The following is a 15002-nucleotide window of genomic DNA, read 5'->3' as shown; positions in this document are numbered from 1 at the left end:
TGTTGGGGTGGGCAAGAAACTACCCATTCTGGTAAATATGCCGTTGTATACGGATTTTGAGCCTACCCATACGGGTAGTTTTTGTAATTTTTCGGGGAAAATCAATGTCCGATGCCGCCTCACGCCCCATTGATGTCATGCTGGCCAACAACAACCCGCTGGTTCTGTCGGCCATGTCTGAAATATTCGAGCGTGACCCCCGATTCTCTCTGGTCGCTACGTCAGCAACGGCCGAAGGGTTTCTGGGTGCCATCATGCGGGTGCCGGTCAAAATCTGCGTGATCTCGTGGAATTTGCCCGTTCTTGGTGCTGCAAAGCTGATCGAGGTCCTGCGCGAACAAGAGAACCCGCCGCGTTTTGTCGTCTATGGCGATGACGGCGGAGAAATCCCCCGATTGGCGATGCAGGCGGGGGCGGCCGGGTTCGCCTCGCGCTCGGGCGAGGTCGAGGGGCTGCTGGAAACCTGCATCGACGTTGCGCGCGGCAAGATGGTGTTCCCATTTATCGACGTGCGCAAAATGCAAAGGGACCCGCTGCAAAGCCTGTCGCGCAAGGAAATTGTAATCCTTGAAGCCTTGGCCAAAGGCTTATCCAACCGTGATCTATCGAAAGAGCTGCAAATTTCGGCCAACACGGTGAAGTTTCACCTGTCCAACATCTACGAAAAGCTCTCGGTCAAGAACCGGGCCCAGGCAATTGCGTTCTACTATTCGTCCAAGACGGCGTCGGACTAGCTCTGCTCTTTCACCGGTTCGATCTGGGTGAAAATGGCCGTGCAAATCTGATCCATCTCAAGCGCAAAGAAGTTTTTCGCGGCCGCTTCGTTGGGATGGTAGGGATCCTTGACCAGCCCTTTCTTGTTCAGCCGGAAATACTCTTTGTTGCCCTGATTGGCCGCAACGGTTTCCGGCGTCGCCCCCGGCACGAAAGAACAGCGCAGGCCAGAGGTCTCAAACGCCTTCATCAGGTTTTCCTGCGCGCGCAGACGCAGGTCCACGATCTTTTTCTTATAGGCCGGTGCCGTCGTCATGAAGATACAGGGCAAATCCGGCGGCAGCTGGCTTTTCAGGCGCTGCACATCGCGGATCGCGGCCTCGGGGCTGTTGGCCCAACGTTTGGCCGAATTGCCCAGAAATGACATCAGTATCAGCTTTGGGTCATAGTAATCCTCGCGCAGCATCTGCTCCAAAGGCGAGGTCCCCGGCGCGCAGAACTGGTATTCGCGCCCTTGCCCGATCTGGACGAATTTCTTGTCGGAATTGTTGACAAAACCATAGGCACCCGCGTTCACCCGCCATTTCGGATCGACCTTGCAGATCGTGTCCTTTCCGGCCCCCGATCGCGCCGTCCACGCGCTGATCGAGCTGGAACGAACACCAATGACACCCACGCGCATCTTCCCCAAACGTTTCAGATGGCTTTTTTGCTGGGCGTTTGGTTTGCAATGGCTTTTTATGTCGCTGAAAAACTCCAGAAATGCCGGGCCTGACCCGAAAGATATCTGGCTGTCACCGATAATCAAAATCTCGGGCGAGTCGAAAGGTTCCGCCTGCGCTGCAGGCACCATCATCAACGCGCCTATGACAAGGCTCAGTGCTTTTGTCAGAAACTGCATGTTTCCCCCTTTATGCGGTCTCTTTATTCAAGGGCCGAGAATATGGCGTCGCAAAACTCGGTCGTGTTGATCTTTAAAAATTGGCGAATGGCGGCGTTGCTGGGATGATGCGGGTCTTTGACGCGACCGGCATCGTTGCGGCGAAAAAACTTGGGCTTCCCTTCGATTGCCGCACGTGTTTTCGCGTTGAACCCCTCAACCGCAATACACTGCGCATCGGCGCGGTCGAACGCGCGGGCGATGGCGGTTTGCGCTTTCATCCGCTTGTCATTCGTCTTTTTCAGGTAAACCGGCGCGCTGGAGATATAGATACATGCCGTATCTTCAGGCACCTGAGCTAAAGTCCGCCGCACGTCCTCTTCGGCCGCGTCGGGTGAGTTTGCCCATCTGTCCGCAGAATTGCCCAGAAAGGTCAGGATCAGCAGGTCGGGGTCATAGTAGCCATCTGCAAACATCGACTCGAAGGCGGTCTGTTTCGGCTTGCAGAACTGATAGGACTTGCCTTTGCCGATCTGGATGAACACCCGGTCCGGGTTGCCGTCTATGCCGTAGGCGCCTGCATTCACGCCGTATTTCTTGTCTACGTCACAAATCGCACCACGCGTCGGGCCGCTGGTCGAGGTCCAAGATTGTAGCGATGTCGACCGCACCCCGATGGCCGCCGTCTGGCGCGGGCCCAGCTTTTCCAGCAGCTTGGTGCGCTTTTGCGTCATCTCGCAGCGGTTCGGCAATTCCGCAAAGAACCGAACATATTCCTTGCCCGCCCCGAACGAGATCTGGCTATCCCCAAGCACCAGAATATCTGGCTGTGCCAAGGCCGAGTGGCCGCCCAACATCAACACCGAAACCAGCGCTGCGCTTAGAAATGAAACTATCTTTGTCGTCACGCAGTCACCTTGATCGTGCGGTCAAATTTCAACCCGTTTTCTTACTGATCGGTAAAAGATGGCGTATTGGGCAATGAAATACCAATCAACACCAGGTTACAAAAAGGGTTCGTTGCGCTGTTGCATCGGTGAGCACGACGGAGTCGATCTCACATCGTCAGGTGATCCGTTGAAAGTTTGGGCAGTTCGGCCAACAAACCCGAAACACGTTGATGGCATAGCGCAAGCGGGCCGTCTGGACATAGTGAGATATGGGCCCAGCTTGACCCTCGCAGCGCAATTTTGCGCCAATGGTGCAGAAGCAGAAGGCGTATCGTGGCTTGGGGCAGGGCGGGCAGGGTCAGAAAATCCATGCGTCCCGCCAGATCATGAAGACGCTGCACATGCGTTATGGTCTGCGGTGCAACAATCTTGCCGGCGAACCACATGGGCACGGGCTCGGGTTCAAACCGCAGCCGTGTCTGATCGCTGCGCGTAGCCTCGGATACCGGCACCAGAAACAATGCCCGGTCCAGACGGATCATCGCGCCGGTCGGCTCACAATCCTGTCGAGTCAAAGCCACACACCAACCATCGGGAAATTTAACATCCTGACGGTACACGTCCTCATAGACCGCGCGGGTTTCGGTCAAACCATGGCTGGACAGGCTATAGGTCACTTCGCGGCCGATTTTGGTGGATACGATCCAGCCGTCCTTGCGCAGCCTGTGCAGGGCAACGCGCATGGCTTCGGTCTTAATCCCGACCCGGCCCAGAATTGCACCCAGCTGCTTGCCGGTGACGGGCTGACCATTCAGGTCACCAAACAGCGTCACGATCAGGGACCAGGTCTTGATCGGCTCCAGCGCGCTAAGGTCTTCAATCAATGTCTCGGCAGGAGTCAAATGTAGGTCTTTCCAAGGGGGTACACTCTGTTGCGCCCCTTTAAGTACCATGCCGACGGGTCACGTGGCTACGCTTATCCCGCAGGATCAGGCTGCGCATAGGCGTTCATAGTCAGCAACTCGTATTCGGCGGTCAGCTCGTCCTCTTGGTTGCGGATCGAGACATGCCAGCGTACCTCACCATAGTCCTGGTTGCGCGGGGTCTTTTGCATGACCGTCAGGTGCACGCGGATACTATCGCCCGCCTGCACCGGTTTCAGGAACCGCAGATTGTCGAGGCCGGTATTGGCCAGTACCGGGCCTTCGTCCGGCTGTACAAACAGCCCCGCCGCAAAACTCAGCAGCAGGTATCCGTGGGCAACCCGCCCCGGAAAGAACGGATTTCGACTTGCCGCTACCTCGTCCATATGCGCGTAGAACGTGTCGCCCGTGAAATGGGCGAAGGTTTCAATATCATCCAGCGATATCTCGCGAGGGTCAGTCACCAGCGTCTCACCGACCTCCAATTCGTGGAACGTGCGGGTGAAGGGATGGGCGCGGTCCCTGGCCTCGGTCGCCCCCGGCACCCATTTCTTGCCGATCCGCGTCAACAGGTCCGGGCTGCCTTGTACGGCAGTTCGCTGCATATAGTGCATCACACCGCGTATGCCGCCCAGCTCTTCGCCGCCGCCTGCGCGACCAGGGCCGCCATGAACCATGTGGGGCAGGGGGGACCCATGGCCGGTGCTTTCTTTCATCGAGTCACGGTTGTTGAGGTAGAGCCGCCCATGAAACGCCCCGGCACCAATCACAAACTGGCGCGCGACCTCGGGGTCATGTGTGATGACCGAAGCCACAAGGCTGCCCTCGCCCTTGTTGGCCAGTTCAATCGCGTGATCCAAATCCCGATAGGGCATCACTGTAGAAACAGGACCAAAGGCTTCGACCGCGTGCAGAGTTTGGGCCGCATCCGGCGTATTACAGCGGAACAGCATCGGCGGGACAAATGCCCCTTTGTCTGCGTCGGCGCCGTGGACAGTAAAATCATCGGGGTCGCCGAAAATACGCTCGGCCTCTTGCCCGATCAGAGCCGCCTTTTCCAACACATCACGGCGTTGCGCTTGCGAAACCAGCGCTCCCATCTGAGTCTTCTCATCCGCCGGATTCCCGATCACGACCGAGCTCAACCGATCCCGCAGGGCATCTGACACCGCGTCGATATGCGCCTCAGGCACCATGATGCGGCGGATGGCGGTGCATTTCTGCCCGGCTTTCGCGGTCATCTCACGCTGGACCTCCTTGATAAACAAGTCAAACTCGGGCGTTCCGGGCACTGCGTCCGGACCAAGGACTGACGCGTTCAGGCTGTCCTGCTCGGCCACAAAGCGGGTGGCGTTGTCCAGAATACCGGGCGCACTGCGCAGCTTGCGGGCCGTCGCCGCCGAGCCTGTGAAGCTGACGACATCCTGCCCGCCCAGATGATCCAGTATCGGGCCCAGATTGCCGCTGATCAGCTGCACGGCCCCTTCGGGCAGCAGACCACTGTCCAGCATGATCCGAACGCACAGCTCAGTCACATAGCAGGTCGCGGTGGCCGGTTTCACAATCGCGGGCATACCGGCCAGCAGGGTCGGAGCCAGCTTTTCCAGCATCCCCCAGACAGGGAAGTTGAACGCGTTGATGTGAACGGCCACACCGGCCAGCGAGGTGCAGACATGCTGGCCCAAAAACGTACCCTGCCGCGACAGACGTTCAGCCGGGCCGTCCAGATAGATCGTGTCATCGGGCATCTCGCGCCGACCCTTGCTGGCGATGACCAAAACCGTGCCGATCCCGCCATCGACATCAATCATGTGATCCCTTTGAGTCGCCCCTGTCGCGAAAGAGGCGTCATAAAGCGCCTGTTTATGCTGACCCAGATGCAGCGCCAGCGCCTTGAGCATTCTGGCCCGGTCGTGAAAGCTCATCTTGCGCAGGGCAGGGCCGCCTTTAGTCTGCGCGTATACCAGCATCGCGCCCACATCCAAGTGACTGGTTCCGGCGCGCGCGATCAGCTCACCGGTAACGGCCGAATGGATCTCGCGTGCGGTGCTGTCGCTGCCGATCCATTGCCCGCAAACATAGCTGTGCACGTCCTGAATATTCATCTGGCGATCCCCGCGATAAGGACCGGCAAGGCGTCACTGATTAATTGACCTACCGGTCGGTTTATGGAATGTTTAGATTTAGGACGGGCAAAGATCAAGGAGAATATCGTGCTGGATAACGCGCCTGACAGACGTCCAAAGGTGCCATCATGACCCCGAGAGAGCGCGCCGAACGTGCAGCCCGGGTCATGTGGGCCTCGGACAATGCCAGCCCCTGGGCAGGTATGCAGATTGATATGGTGGATGAGGGGCAGGCGCAGCTGTCCCTGACCGTCGCAGAACACCACGTCAACGGGCACGGGATTTGCCACGGTGGGCTGATCTTCATGCTGGCCGACAGCGCCTTTGCCTTTGCCTGCAACAGCCGCAATCAATCCACTGTCGCCCAACACAACACGATTTCTTACATCACGCCCGGCCGCTTGGGCGACCGCCTGACGGCCCGCGCGCGCGAGGTCGCTCTGACCGGGCGTAGCGGCATTTATGACGTGACCGTCACCAACCAAAGCGACGCTGTGATCGCTGAATTCCGCGGCGGCTCTCGGGCCGTGCCCGGACAGTTGTTCGAAGAATAGGGAGGCGCCCATGAAAGACCTGACACCGGCCCGAGACACGCTCGACCCGATCGAAATTGCGTCTCTGGATGAAATCAGAGCGCTTCAGCTACAGCGGCTCAGATGGTCACTGAAACACGCCTATGACAATGTGCGCATGTATCGACAACGGTTCGATGCAGCAGGGGTTCACCCGGATGACCTGACGGACCTGAGCGACCTGTCCAGATTCCCATTTACCTACAAAAATGACCTGCGCGACAATTATCCGTTTGGGCTTTTCGCCGTGCCGCAGGATCAGATCCTGCGCCTTCATGCCTCATCCGGGACCACCGGAAAGCCAACCGTGGTCGGGTATACGCGCACGGATATCGACAACTGGGCCCATCTGGTCGCCCGATCAATGCGCGCCAGCGGCACCAAACCCGGTGATACTGTGCAAGTCGCTTATGGCTATGGCCTGTTCACCGGCGGCTTGGGTGCACACTACGGTGCGGAAAAGCTGAACTGCACTGTCGTCCCGGTCTCGGGCGGTATGACCGAGCGGCAAGTGATGCTGATTCAAGACTTCAGCCCCAGCACGATCATGGTGACGCCGTCCTATATGCTCAACATCCTGGAACAATTCCACGCGGCGGGGATCGACCCGCGTGACACCTCTTTGGAGGTCGGCATTTTTGGCGCAGAGCCATGGACCAATGCCATGCGTGCCGAGGTCGAAGAGGCGTTCGACATGCATGCGGTCGATATCTACGGCCTGTCCGAGATCATGGGGCCGGGTGTGGCCAATGAATGTGTCGAAACCAAGGACGGGCTGCATATTTGGGAAGATCACTTCTTTCCCGAAATTATCGACCCTGAAACCGGTGAAGTTCTGCCGGATGGCGAAATGGGCGAGTTGGTTTTCACCACCCTCACCAAAGAGGGCCTGCCCATGATCCGCTACCGGACCCGTGATCTGACACGGCTGTTGCCGGGCACGGCGCGGTCAATGCGGCGGATGGAGAAGATCACCGGGCGCTCGGACGACATGATCATTCTACGCGGCGTGAATGTGTTTCCCACTCAGGTCGAGGAACTGGTTCTCGCAACTCCTGATCTGGCCCCTTATTTCCAGATCGAACTGACCCGCGACGGGCGCATGGACGCGATGACAGTGCATGTTGAGGCTGCGGCAAGCGAGGACTCCAGACAGGCCCTGTCCGGGGTCTTGGCAAAAAAGATCAGGGACACGATCGGCGTCGGCGCGACCGTATCTGTCGGCACCCCCGGCAGTGTTGAACGCAGTCAGGGCAAAGCCCGCCGCGTGATCGACAACAGACCCAAGGGCTAAACCAGTGGCCCGCACCATCGCAAAGGATCACGACCAGAAACGTCAAAGCATCCTGTCGGTCGCCGCCAGCGTGTTCGCACGCGAAGGCATTGCGCGCGCCTCGATGAACCAAGTGGCTAAGGCTGCGGGGATTTCGAAGGCCAACATCTACCACTATTACGACGGCAAAGAGGCCTTGTTGTTCGATATTCTGGACACTTACCTCTCTGAATTGAATAACCGCGTCACGGCTCTCAATTTGGACGACATGCCCCCAGCGGATCGATTGCATCTGGTTCTGCGGGAATACCTGTTGGCCTATGAAGGCATGGATTTCGAACACAAAATCCAAAGCGAAGGCGTGTCGCTGCTGCCGCAAAACATGCAGAAGGTTCTGAAGGCCTACCAAAAAGACATGGTCGCGCAGATGAGCGCTATTCTCAACGCGATCAGTGACGGCAAGCTGGGAGATAACCAGCAGCTTTTGCGCGAAGTGACAATGTCAGTCTTCGGAATGCTGAACTGGTACTATATGTGGCAACCCAAAGCCACGCGGGCCGATCGCGAAGGCTATGCCAGAACCATCGCGCGCCTAACCGTTGCCGGGTTGCCCGGAGTGCAGAACGCGGGCTAGTGCCCCGCCTCGTCATAGTCCCAGACCACCTTGTCGGACAGTGCAAAGCACTGACAAGTCAGAACGAACCCTGCCTCAACCTCATAGTCTTCCAGCGCATGGTTGGCGACCATCTCGACCTCGCCCTCCAACACTTTCGCCTTGCAGGTCGAGCACACGCCCGCCTTGCAGGCATGGGGCGCATCCAGGTTTTCAGCCAGCGCGGCCTCGAGCAGGCTGGTATCCTTGGGAATGGTGAACTGCCGCGTTTCGCCGCCCAATGTGACGCGCCCCTTGATGCCATTCTCAGCCACCGACCGCGAGACAGCGCGGGTTCTGGCACGTCCCGGTTGGGATGAAGCAAACAGCTCGAACCGGATCTGATCCTTTGTCAGGCCGTGATCTTTCAACGATTGCGAAATCGCCAGCATCATCGGTTCTGGCCCACAAATATAGGCCAGAGAGACCGAGTTGATGTCGATCCAGTGCTGGAACAGGGCCGCGCATTTTTCGGCATCGACGCGGCCTTTGAACAGGTCAATCTCCTGACTGTCATCTTCCAGGATATGCACGATGTTCAACCGGTGCAGAAAGCGGTTCTTGAGGTCCTCCAACTCTTCCCGAAACATGATCGTATTGGGGGTACGGTTTGCGTAAACCAGTGTGAACCGGGCCGACGGGTCCTCGGTCAATGCGGTTTTCAGGATCGAAAGCACCGGCGTGATGCCAGAGCCCCCGGCGAAGCCCAGGTAGTGCGGCGCATCGGCATTGGCGGCCGCATGGAAATTGCCCATCGGCGGCATGGCGTCCATGACATCGCCCACTTGCAGCTCGGTATTGGCCCAGGTGGAAAAGGCACCGCCATCCACGCTTTTGATGCCAACCTGCAAGATACCTTCATGCGGGGCGGCGCAGATCGAATAGGACCGGCGCAACTCATCTCCATCGAAATCCCGTTTGAAGGTGAGATACTGGCCCGGCGCAAACGCAAAATGCTCGGGGTTTTCGGGTTTCAAGGTCACGACCACCGCGTCGCGGATGGTTTTGTGGATGTCCGTTACTTTAAGGGGATGAAACATAGCCATAACGGGACCTCAGATACATTTGAAATAGTCAAAGGGTTCAAGACAATCCATGCAGCGCCACTGGGCCTTGCAAGGGGTCGAGCCGAACTGGCTGATCTTTTCGACCTGCTTTGATTTGCAATGCGGGCACCGTTTGGGGCCACCTGCGGGTTGCGGCGGGGCGATGCCGAACTCCTCAAGCCGGGCGCGGCCTTTTGGGGACAGCCAGTCAGTTGTCCATGCCGGGGCTATACGGGTCTGGATGTCCAGATTGTCGATGCCGTTGCGCGACAATTCGGCTTCTATGTCCAACGCAATCACCGCCATGGCGGGACACCCGGAATAGGTCGGCGTGATCGTCACAGTCACACTGTCTTTCCTGACGTCCACCCCCCGGATCACGCCCAGATCAACGACCGAGATCACCGGAATCTCAGGGTCGGGCACGTTTTCAAGCCAATCCCAGACCTCCGCTTCGGTGACAGCCATCGTACCTACCACGTGGCCCCCGGATAGGAGCGCTGCAAGGTTTGCATCACCGCTAGCATATGGCCCAGGTGTTCTGTATGGCGGAACCCTGTACGCCCGCCTTTCTGCGCATAGTCGCTGTCAGGCAGGGTCAGACAGGCCTCTGCCGCAACAGCTTTGACCGTCTCCAACCACGGCGCGCGCAGCTCCGAGGGCAGGGGGGCAACGCCCGTATCGGCCATCGCCTGATCGGTTGCGTCATCAACAAACATCTCGCCGCTATAGGGCCACAGGAACATCAACGCCTCAACCATGCGCGCGTTGCTGTCCTCGGTTCCATCACCCAAAGCGATCACGGTCTGGGACGACCGTTCCAAATGATAAAGCGCCTCTTTCACGCATTTCGCCGCGATCTCGGCAATGCGGGTATCGCCGGAGTCTTGCAAGCGCGTCAGCCAAGGCACCTGAAACGCATCGAACAGGAATTGACGCATCTGGGTTCGGCCAAAGTCACCATTCGGGACCTCAAGCATCAACAGGTTGCGAAAATCGTAGACGTCGCGCAGATAGGCCAGATCATCGGCCGAGCGACCGGTCCCTTCGACCTCGCCCGCATAGCCCAGCCACATCTGCGTCTGACCGATCAGGTCCAGCGCCATATTGGCCAGCGCTATATCTTCTTCCAGAATTGGCGCAACCCCGCACCATTCCGACGTGCGATGCCCCAGCACAAGGGCATTGTCCCCTTGTCTGAGCAGGAATTCGAACAGGGGGTTTTCCAGAGCCATCACATTTTCCCAACTTCTTCCGGGATGTCGTAAAACGTCGGATGACGATAGACCTTGTCCCGCGCCGGATCGAACAGAGGCCCCTTATCCGAGGGGCTGGAGGCGGTGATCTTCGCGGCCTCGACCACCCAGATACTGACGCCCTCGTTCCGACGGGTATAGACATCACGCGCATTGCGGATCGCGTGTTCCGCATCGGCTGCGTGCAATGAGCCGACATGCCGGTGGCTCATACCGTGCTGGCCGCGAATAAAGACTTCCCACAGGGGCCATTCGTTTTCATGTGTCATTGCTTACTCCGCCGCTTGCGCGCGTTTTTGGGATTTGCGGGCATGGGCCAGCATGGCCTCTCGCACCCACGCGCCATCGTCCCAGGCCTTCCGCCGGGCGTTCAGACGCTCGACATTGCACGGGCCATTGCCCGAGATCACTTCGAAGAATTCGGACCAGTCGGGTTCGCTGAATTCATAGTGTCCGGTCTCATCGTTCCATCGCAGGTTCTCGTCGGGGATGGTCAGGCCAAGGAACTCGGCCTGCGGGACGGTTTCGTCCACGAATTTCTGCCGTAGCTCATCATTGGTGTTGATCTTGATTTTCCACGCCATCGACTGCGCCGAATGCACACTTTCCTTGTCGGACGGCCCAAACATCATCAGCGCGGGGTACCAGAACCGGTTCAGCGCATCCTGCGCCATGCGCTTTTGATCAGCGGTGCCCTCTTTCGCCATCTTGATCATGATGTGGTAGCCTTGGCGCTGGTGAAAGCTTTCTTCCTTGCAGATACGCACCATCGCCCGCGCGTAAGGACCAAAAGAGGTGCGCTGCAACGGCACCTGATTCATGATCGCAGCCCCATCAACCAGCCAACCAACCGCGCCCATATCGGCCCATGTGAGGGTGGGGTAGTTGAAGATGGACGAATACTTCATCCGCTCGGAGTGCAACATCTCGACCAGCTCATCCCGGCTGACCCCCAGCGTTTCGGCCGCGCAATAAAGATACAGCCCATGCCCCGCCTCGTCCTGCACCTTGGCCAGCAGATTGGCTTTGCGTTCTAGTGTCGGGGCGCGGGTGATCCAATTGCCTTCGGGCAGTTGCCCGACAATCTCGGAATGGGCGTGTTGGCCGATCTGGCGGATCAACGTCTTGCGATAGGCATCGGGCATGTAATCCTTGGGCTCGATCTTTTCGCCGCGATCAATGCGGTCTTGAAAGGCCTGATCCTCGGGGCTCATCTCCTTGCGGTCCTGAACACCTTTTCCGGTCGACTGTACCATCTGCGCGTACATGGCTGCGTCCTCCTTACACACCCTAGGGTGACTGATTCAGTCGTCCCACCCTCTATTATGTTACATTTTTTCCAATATTCAATATTTTTGTAACATATTTTCACCAACAAAAAACCGAACGTGAAATCAAAGCTTTCGGTAGATCAGATCATTCGAACCTGCTTCCGGCTCTTCCTGCAAAATGGCCGAGACCTGCGCATGCAAGGGCGACTTGCGACACACCGGATCGGTCGCAGCCGCATCCCCGGCCAAGGCCAAGGCCTGACAGCGGCAGCCGCCAAAGTCGATCTCTTTCCGCTCGCAACTCTGGCAGGGTTCCGGCAACCAATCCGTCCCGCGATAGGCGTTGAAGGCCGGACTGTTTTGCCAGATTTCCGCCAGCGTTTTATTTTGGACGTTGTCAAACTGCAGATTTTTGATGGTTTGCGCGGCGTGGCAGGGCAGAACAGTGCCATCTGGCGTCACGTTCAACCCGGTCGAGCCCCAGCCGCCCATGCAGGCCTTTGGAAAATCCGCATAGTAGTCTGGCGGAACAAAATCGAACGCCAGAACGCCTTGCAGACGCTGCGCGGCTTTGGCGACCGTGTCCTTCACGGCCAGAGTCTGCTCACGTGTCGGCAACAGTGCGGCACGATTTTTCAAAGCCCATCCATGGAATTGGACACAGGCAACCTCAAGCCTGCGTGCTCCCAATTCGACGGCCATTTCAATCGTGCGGTCCAGATCATCCAGATTTTGCCGATGCATCACGGCATTCAGGGTCAAGGGAATGCCCCGATCCCGGATCTCGCGCGCAACGATCATCTTACGGTCAAACCCGCCGCGATACCCGCCGATATGATCAGCCAAAGCGGCATTCGTCCCTTGCAGCGACAGTTGGACATGATCCAGCCCGACCTCTTCCAGCCGGTCCAGCCTTTTGGGGGTCAGCCCGATGCCCGAGGTGATCAGATTGGTGTAAAGCCCAATTTGTGATGCGTATTCTGTCAGTTCTTCCAGATCTCTCCGGGATGCGGGCTCCCCCCCGGAGAGATGCAGCTGCAAAACACCCAGCGCGCGGGCCTGTTTGAACACGTCTTTCCAAGTCTCAGTGTCCAGCTCGGTCTCTTTGCGTTCAAGTTCCACCGGATTGCTGCAATAGGGGCAGCTCAGCGGACAGCGATGCGTCAGCTCGGCCAGCATTGCGATGGGGGCAGGGGCACTCATTCCCGCACCATCAGATAGACGCGGCTGCGCAAGGTCTGCAAAAAGCGCTGAACATCCGTTTCAATCTGCTCGGCCGGGGCGTTGTAGGTAGCGGCAAGGTCCTGCACGATCTCGGAAAACCGGGCAGACCCATCGACGCGGGACAAAATAGCCATCCCGATCTGATCCAGCTCGATCACCTTCTCGGGCGCCATCAACACCGTGCGGTCGCGCACCTCATCGCGCTGCACCCGCACGCCGCGCGGCAGGTATGGACGGTCGCTCTGGCGCAGTTCCAGAGTCATAGCAAACCCTCGCCCGGTTGCCACGCACCCGGAGGGATCATCCCAGGTTCAACATAGGCCGACCACAGCGCATCCAACTGCGCCCACAACACATTGGTTTTGAAGATCAGAGCCTCGCAGGCCATGTCCTCTTTCTCGGACGTGTCGGCATGATCCAGAACCCAATTCAGGCCAAAAGCCACATCCTTGGGGGCCTGAGTCAGACGTTTGCGGAAATAGGACAGACTGTCGGCATTGGCAAAATCGTAATGCTCCAGCAGCCCTTCGATCCGCTGTTCATGAATCTTCGGCGCAAAAAGCTCGGTCAGCGAGGACGCGACTGCCTGCAACAGCGGCTTCTCACGCACATAATGCACATAAGCATCCACTGCGAATTGCGTGGCAGGCAAAATCCCACGCCCCGAGGCGACATAGTCAGGATCAAGCCCAACCGCCTCGGCCAGTTTCAACCAGCGCCGGATGCCACCGCCTTCGCCAATGTCGCCATCATGGTCCTCGATGCGCGAGCGCCATTCGCGGCGGATGTCCGGATCGGTGCAGCGCGACATGAAGGCCGCGTCTTTCATCGGGATCGCGGCCTGATAGGCCCAGCGGTTGATCACCCAGGCTCGCACCTGATCCGGGGTGCACTCACCGCTGTGCAGGCGGTGATGAAACGGGTGCTTGTCATGATAGCGCTCGGCCCCGATCTGACGCAGACGGGCTTCAAGGCTCTCTCGGCTCATATCGTGATCTCCTGCCCGTCATAGGCGATGGTCCAGCCTGCGGCCTCGACAAAGGCGCGCTCGGGTCCGTTTGGTTGCAGCATCGGGTTGGTGTTGTTGATATGGATATAGGTCTTGGCCGCCGCGATGCCCTTTAGCCCCTCGATCGAACCGTCCGCACCACTGACCGAGATATGACCCATGCGCTGACCCGTCTTTACTCCGGTGCCGGTGCGGATCATCTCATCATCATCCCAAAGTGTTCCGTCAAAGAACAACTGCTCCGCATCCACAAGCTGATCCAGCAGAGCAGGGGTGATTTGCGCACATCCGGGAATGTAATAGGCGACCTTTTCCCCTGTCGTCAGGCGTACCCCAACGGTTTGCTCCCCGATTAGATTGGTTTGAACACTGTCACCTTCCATGAACAAAGGCACTTTGCCCGGAACCGCAAACAGCCGCGCTTGCAAGCCGTCCTGCAAAGCAAAGTCCTGATCCAGAGAAATGCGTGTCCGTTCCACCTTTTCCCGGTTCACAGCATCGAAGATTCTGTTCTGGGCCAGAACATCCAGAATATCCCCCGTTGCAAACAACGAAAACGGCGTCTGTTCACGCAGGCTCAACAACCCGGCGATATGGTCGATATCCCCATTGGTCAGCAACACTGACGCCACAGGCGTGTCGCGCAGCGCACGAGGATGCATTTTCGGATTGTCCAGCATCTGCTGCCGGATGTCAGGTGATGCGTTCAGAATGCTCCACCGAACGCCGTCTGGCGAGACTGCCAACGATGATTGGCCGGAAGGCGGGATGAGGCCCTTGCGGGCGTCCTCGCAATTCCGGCAACCACAATTCCATTGCGGTAGACCACCGCCTGCAGAAGCCCCAAGAACCAGAAAATGCACCTCGGGCCTCCGCTAGAGTTCACGTAATCAGAACAGGTCGCGCTCGTGCTCGCGGCCTTCATCCTCGGACGGAGAATACATGTTGATCTCCATACCGCAGTTCACTTCTTTCAGTTTCGGTGTGCTCCAAGTCATCGCTACCTCCCATGAGTGACTGGCAATTTCAAAAAACCTACAACCCACATCATATTCGGAAAATGCTGCTTTGGTCGTAAGCTCCGGTCACAGTGTCCGAGCCGCGCCCCACCACGTCAACCGTCTTGGGGTCGTAGATAAGGCTTAGGACTTTTGTCGAATGTCGCG

General features: G+C 58.1%; 18 protein-coding genes. 4 read left to right on the top strand and 14 right to left on the bottom strand.

The annotated features are described in order from the left end of the window. Nucleotides 1-104: 104 nt before the first annotated feature. Nucleotides 105-734 (top strand): response regulator transcription factor, encoded by a 630-nt coding sequence (locus ACR3E7_RS22250; RefSeq protein ID WP_170773551.1) that lies wholly within the window; start codon nt 105-107, stop codon nt 732-734. Here ACR3E7_RS22250 and ACR3E7_RS22245 read toward each other — a convergent pair. The 4 genes from ACR3E7_RS22245 to paaZ all read right to left on the bottom strand — a co-directional run bounded on the left by ACR3E7_RS22245 (nt 731) and on the right by paaZ (nt 5512). Further along, on the bottom strand, nt 731-1615 hold the full coding sequence (locus ACR3E7_RS22245; RefSeq protein ID WP_170773553.1) for an SGNH/GDSL hydrolase family protein: 885 nt from the start codon (nt 1613-1615) through the stop codon (nt 731-733). The two genes, ACR3E7_RS22250 and ACR3E7_RS22245, sit on opposite strands and share 4 nt — an antisense overlap. A gap of 23 nt (nt 1616-1638) precedes the next feature. Then, complete coding sequence (locus ACR3E7_RS22240) at nt 1639-2502, bottom strand: SGNH/GDSL hydrolase family protein (protein ID WP_480503811.1); 864 nt, start codon at nt 2500-2502, stop codon at nt 1639-1641. A 149-nt stretch (nt 2503-2651) separates the two neighbouring features. Continuing rightward, on the bottom strand, nt 2652-3386 hold the full coding sequence (locus ACR3E7_RS22235) for a hypothetical protein (RefSeq protein WP_480503812.1): 735 nt from the start codon (nt 3384-3386) through the stop codon (nt 2652-2654). Between the two features lie 74 nt (nt 3387-3460). Further along, nucleotides 3461-5512 carry a phenylacetic acid degradation bifunctional protein PaaZ gene (gene paaZ, locus ACR3E7_RS22230; protein ID WP_480503813.1) on the bottom strand — a complete coding sequence of 684 codons (2052 nt, stop codon included), beginning with the start codon at nt 5510-5512 and terminating at the stop codon, nt 3461-3463. 149 nt (nt 5513-5661) lie between these two features. Between paaZ and paaI the strand changes: the two genes are divergently transcribed. Genes paaI through ACR3E7_RS22215 form a run of 3 tightly spaced genes read left to right on the top strand, consistent with a single transcriptional unit; the run spans nt 5662 to nt 8012 of the window. Next, a complete protein-coding gene (gene paaI, locus ACR3E7_RS22225; RefSeq protein ID WP_480503814.1) occupies nt 5662-6087 on the top strand; it encodes a hydroxyphenylacetyl-CoA thioesterase PaaI in 426 nt (141 codons plus the stop codon). A 10-nt stretch (nt 6088-6097) separates the two neighbouring features. Continuing rightward, nucleotides 6098-7399 (top strand): phenylacetate--CoA ligase PaaK, encoded by a 1302-nt coding sequence (gene paaK, locus ACR3E7_RS22220; protein WP_480503815.1) that lies wholly within the window; start codon nt 6098-6100, stop codon nt 7397-7399. Nucleotides 7400-7403: 4 nt separating this feature from the next. Next, nucleotides 7404-8012, top strand: a complete 609-nt coding sequence (locus ACR3E7_RS22215) for a TetR/AcrR family transcriptional regulator (protein WP_170773565.1) — start codon at nt 7404-7406, stop codon at nt 8010-8012. Here the strand turns inward: ACR3E7_RS22215 and ACR3E7_RS22210 are convergent. The 10 genes from ACR3E7_RS22210 to pqqA form a co-directional block, all read right to left on the bottom strand. Further along, nucleotides 8009-9076 (bottom strand): 2Fe-2S iron-sulfur cluster-binding protein, encoded by a 1068-nt coding sequence (locus ACR3E7_RS22210; protein ID WP_480503816.1) that lies wholly within the window; start codon nt 9074-9076, stop codon nt 8009-8011. The two genes, ACR3E7_RS22215 and ACR3E7_RS22210, sit on opposite strands and share 4 nt — an antisense overlap. Nucleotides 9077-9085: 9 nt before the next feature. Then, entirely contained in the window at nt 9086-9544 is a 459-nt protein-coding gene (paaD, locus tag ACR3E7_RS22205; RefSeq protein WP_480503817.1) for a 1,2-phenylacetyl-CoA epoxidase subunit PaaD, read from the bottom strand. A 5-nt stretch (nt 9545-9549) separates the two neighbouring features. Continuing rightward, nucleotides 9550-10311 (bottom strand): 1,2-phenylacetyl-CoA epoxidase subunit PaaC, encoded by a 762-nt coding sequence (gene paaC, locus ACR3E7_RS22200; RefSeq protein ID WP_480503819.1) that lies wholly within the window; start codon nt 10309-10311, stop codon nt 9550-9552. Further along, a complete protein-coding gene (gene paaB / locus ACR3E7_RS22195) occupies nt 10311-10601 on the bottom strand; it encodes a 1,2-phenylacetyl-CoA epoxidase subunit PaaB (RefSeq protein ID WP_170785990.1) in 291 nt (96 codons plus the stop codon). The genes paaC and paaB overlap by 1 nt, the downstream gene beginning before the upstream one ends. A gap of 3 nt (nt 10602-10604) precedes the next feature. Further along, the gene (paaA, locus tag ACR3E7_RS22190; RefSeq protein ID WP_170790034.1) at nt 10605-11600 is read right to left on the bottom strand and encodes a 1,2-phenylacetyl-CoA epoxidase subunit PaaA; all 996 of its coding nucleotides are present in this window, start codon (nt 11598-11600) and stop codon (nt 10605-10607) included. A 126-nt stretch (nt 11601-11726) separates the two neighbouring features. Further along, nucleotides 11727-12806 carry a pyrroloquinoline quinone biosynthesis protein PqqE gene (pqqE, locus tag ACR3E7_RS22185; RefSeq protein WP_480503820.1) on the bottom strand — a complete coding sequence of 360 codons (1080 nt, stop codon included), beginning with the start codon at nt 12804-12806 and terminating at the stop codon, nt 11727-11729. Further along, on the bottom strand, nt 12803-13090 hold the full coding sequence (pqqD, locus tag ACR3E7_RS22180; RefSeq protein ID WP_170790036.1) for a pyrroloquinoline quinone biosynthesis peptide chaperone PqqD: 288 nt from the start codon (nt 13088-13090) through the stop codon (nt 12803-12805). The genes pqqE and pqqD overlap by 4 nt, the downstream gene beginning before the upstream one ends. Beyond that, nucleotides 13087-13815: a pyrroloquinoline-quinone synthase PqqC gene (pqqC, locus tag ACR3E7_RS22175; protein WP_480503821.1), complete on the bottom strand. Its 729-nt coding sequence runs from the start codon at nt 13813-13815 to the stop codon at nt 13087-13089. Before pqqC ends, pqqD begins: the two co-directional genes overlap by 4 nt. After that, nucleotides 13812-14699 carry a pyrroloquinoline quinone biosynthesis protein PqqB gene (pqqB, locus tag ACR3E7_RS22170; RefSeq protein WP_480503822.1) on the bottom strand — a complete coding sequence of 296 codons (888 nt, stop codon included), beginning with the start codon at nt 14697-14699 and terminating at the stop codon, nt 13812-13814. The genes pqqC and pqqB overlap by 4 nt, the downstream gene beginning before the upstream one ends. Before the next feature lie 27 nt (nt 14700-14726). Continuing rightward, on the bottom strand, nt 14727-14834 hold the full coding sequence (gene pqqA / locus ACR3E7_RS22165; protein WP_170537497.1) for a pyrroloquinoline quinone precursor peptide PqqA: 108 nt from the start codon (nt 14832-14834) through the stop codon (nt 14727-14729). Nucleotides 14835-15002: the final 168 nt, after the last annotated feature.

It is taken from the genome of Ruegeria sp. BK1, from assembly GCF_056535645.1.
This window is presented reverse-complemented; position numbering and strand designations above follow the sequence as displayed.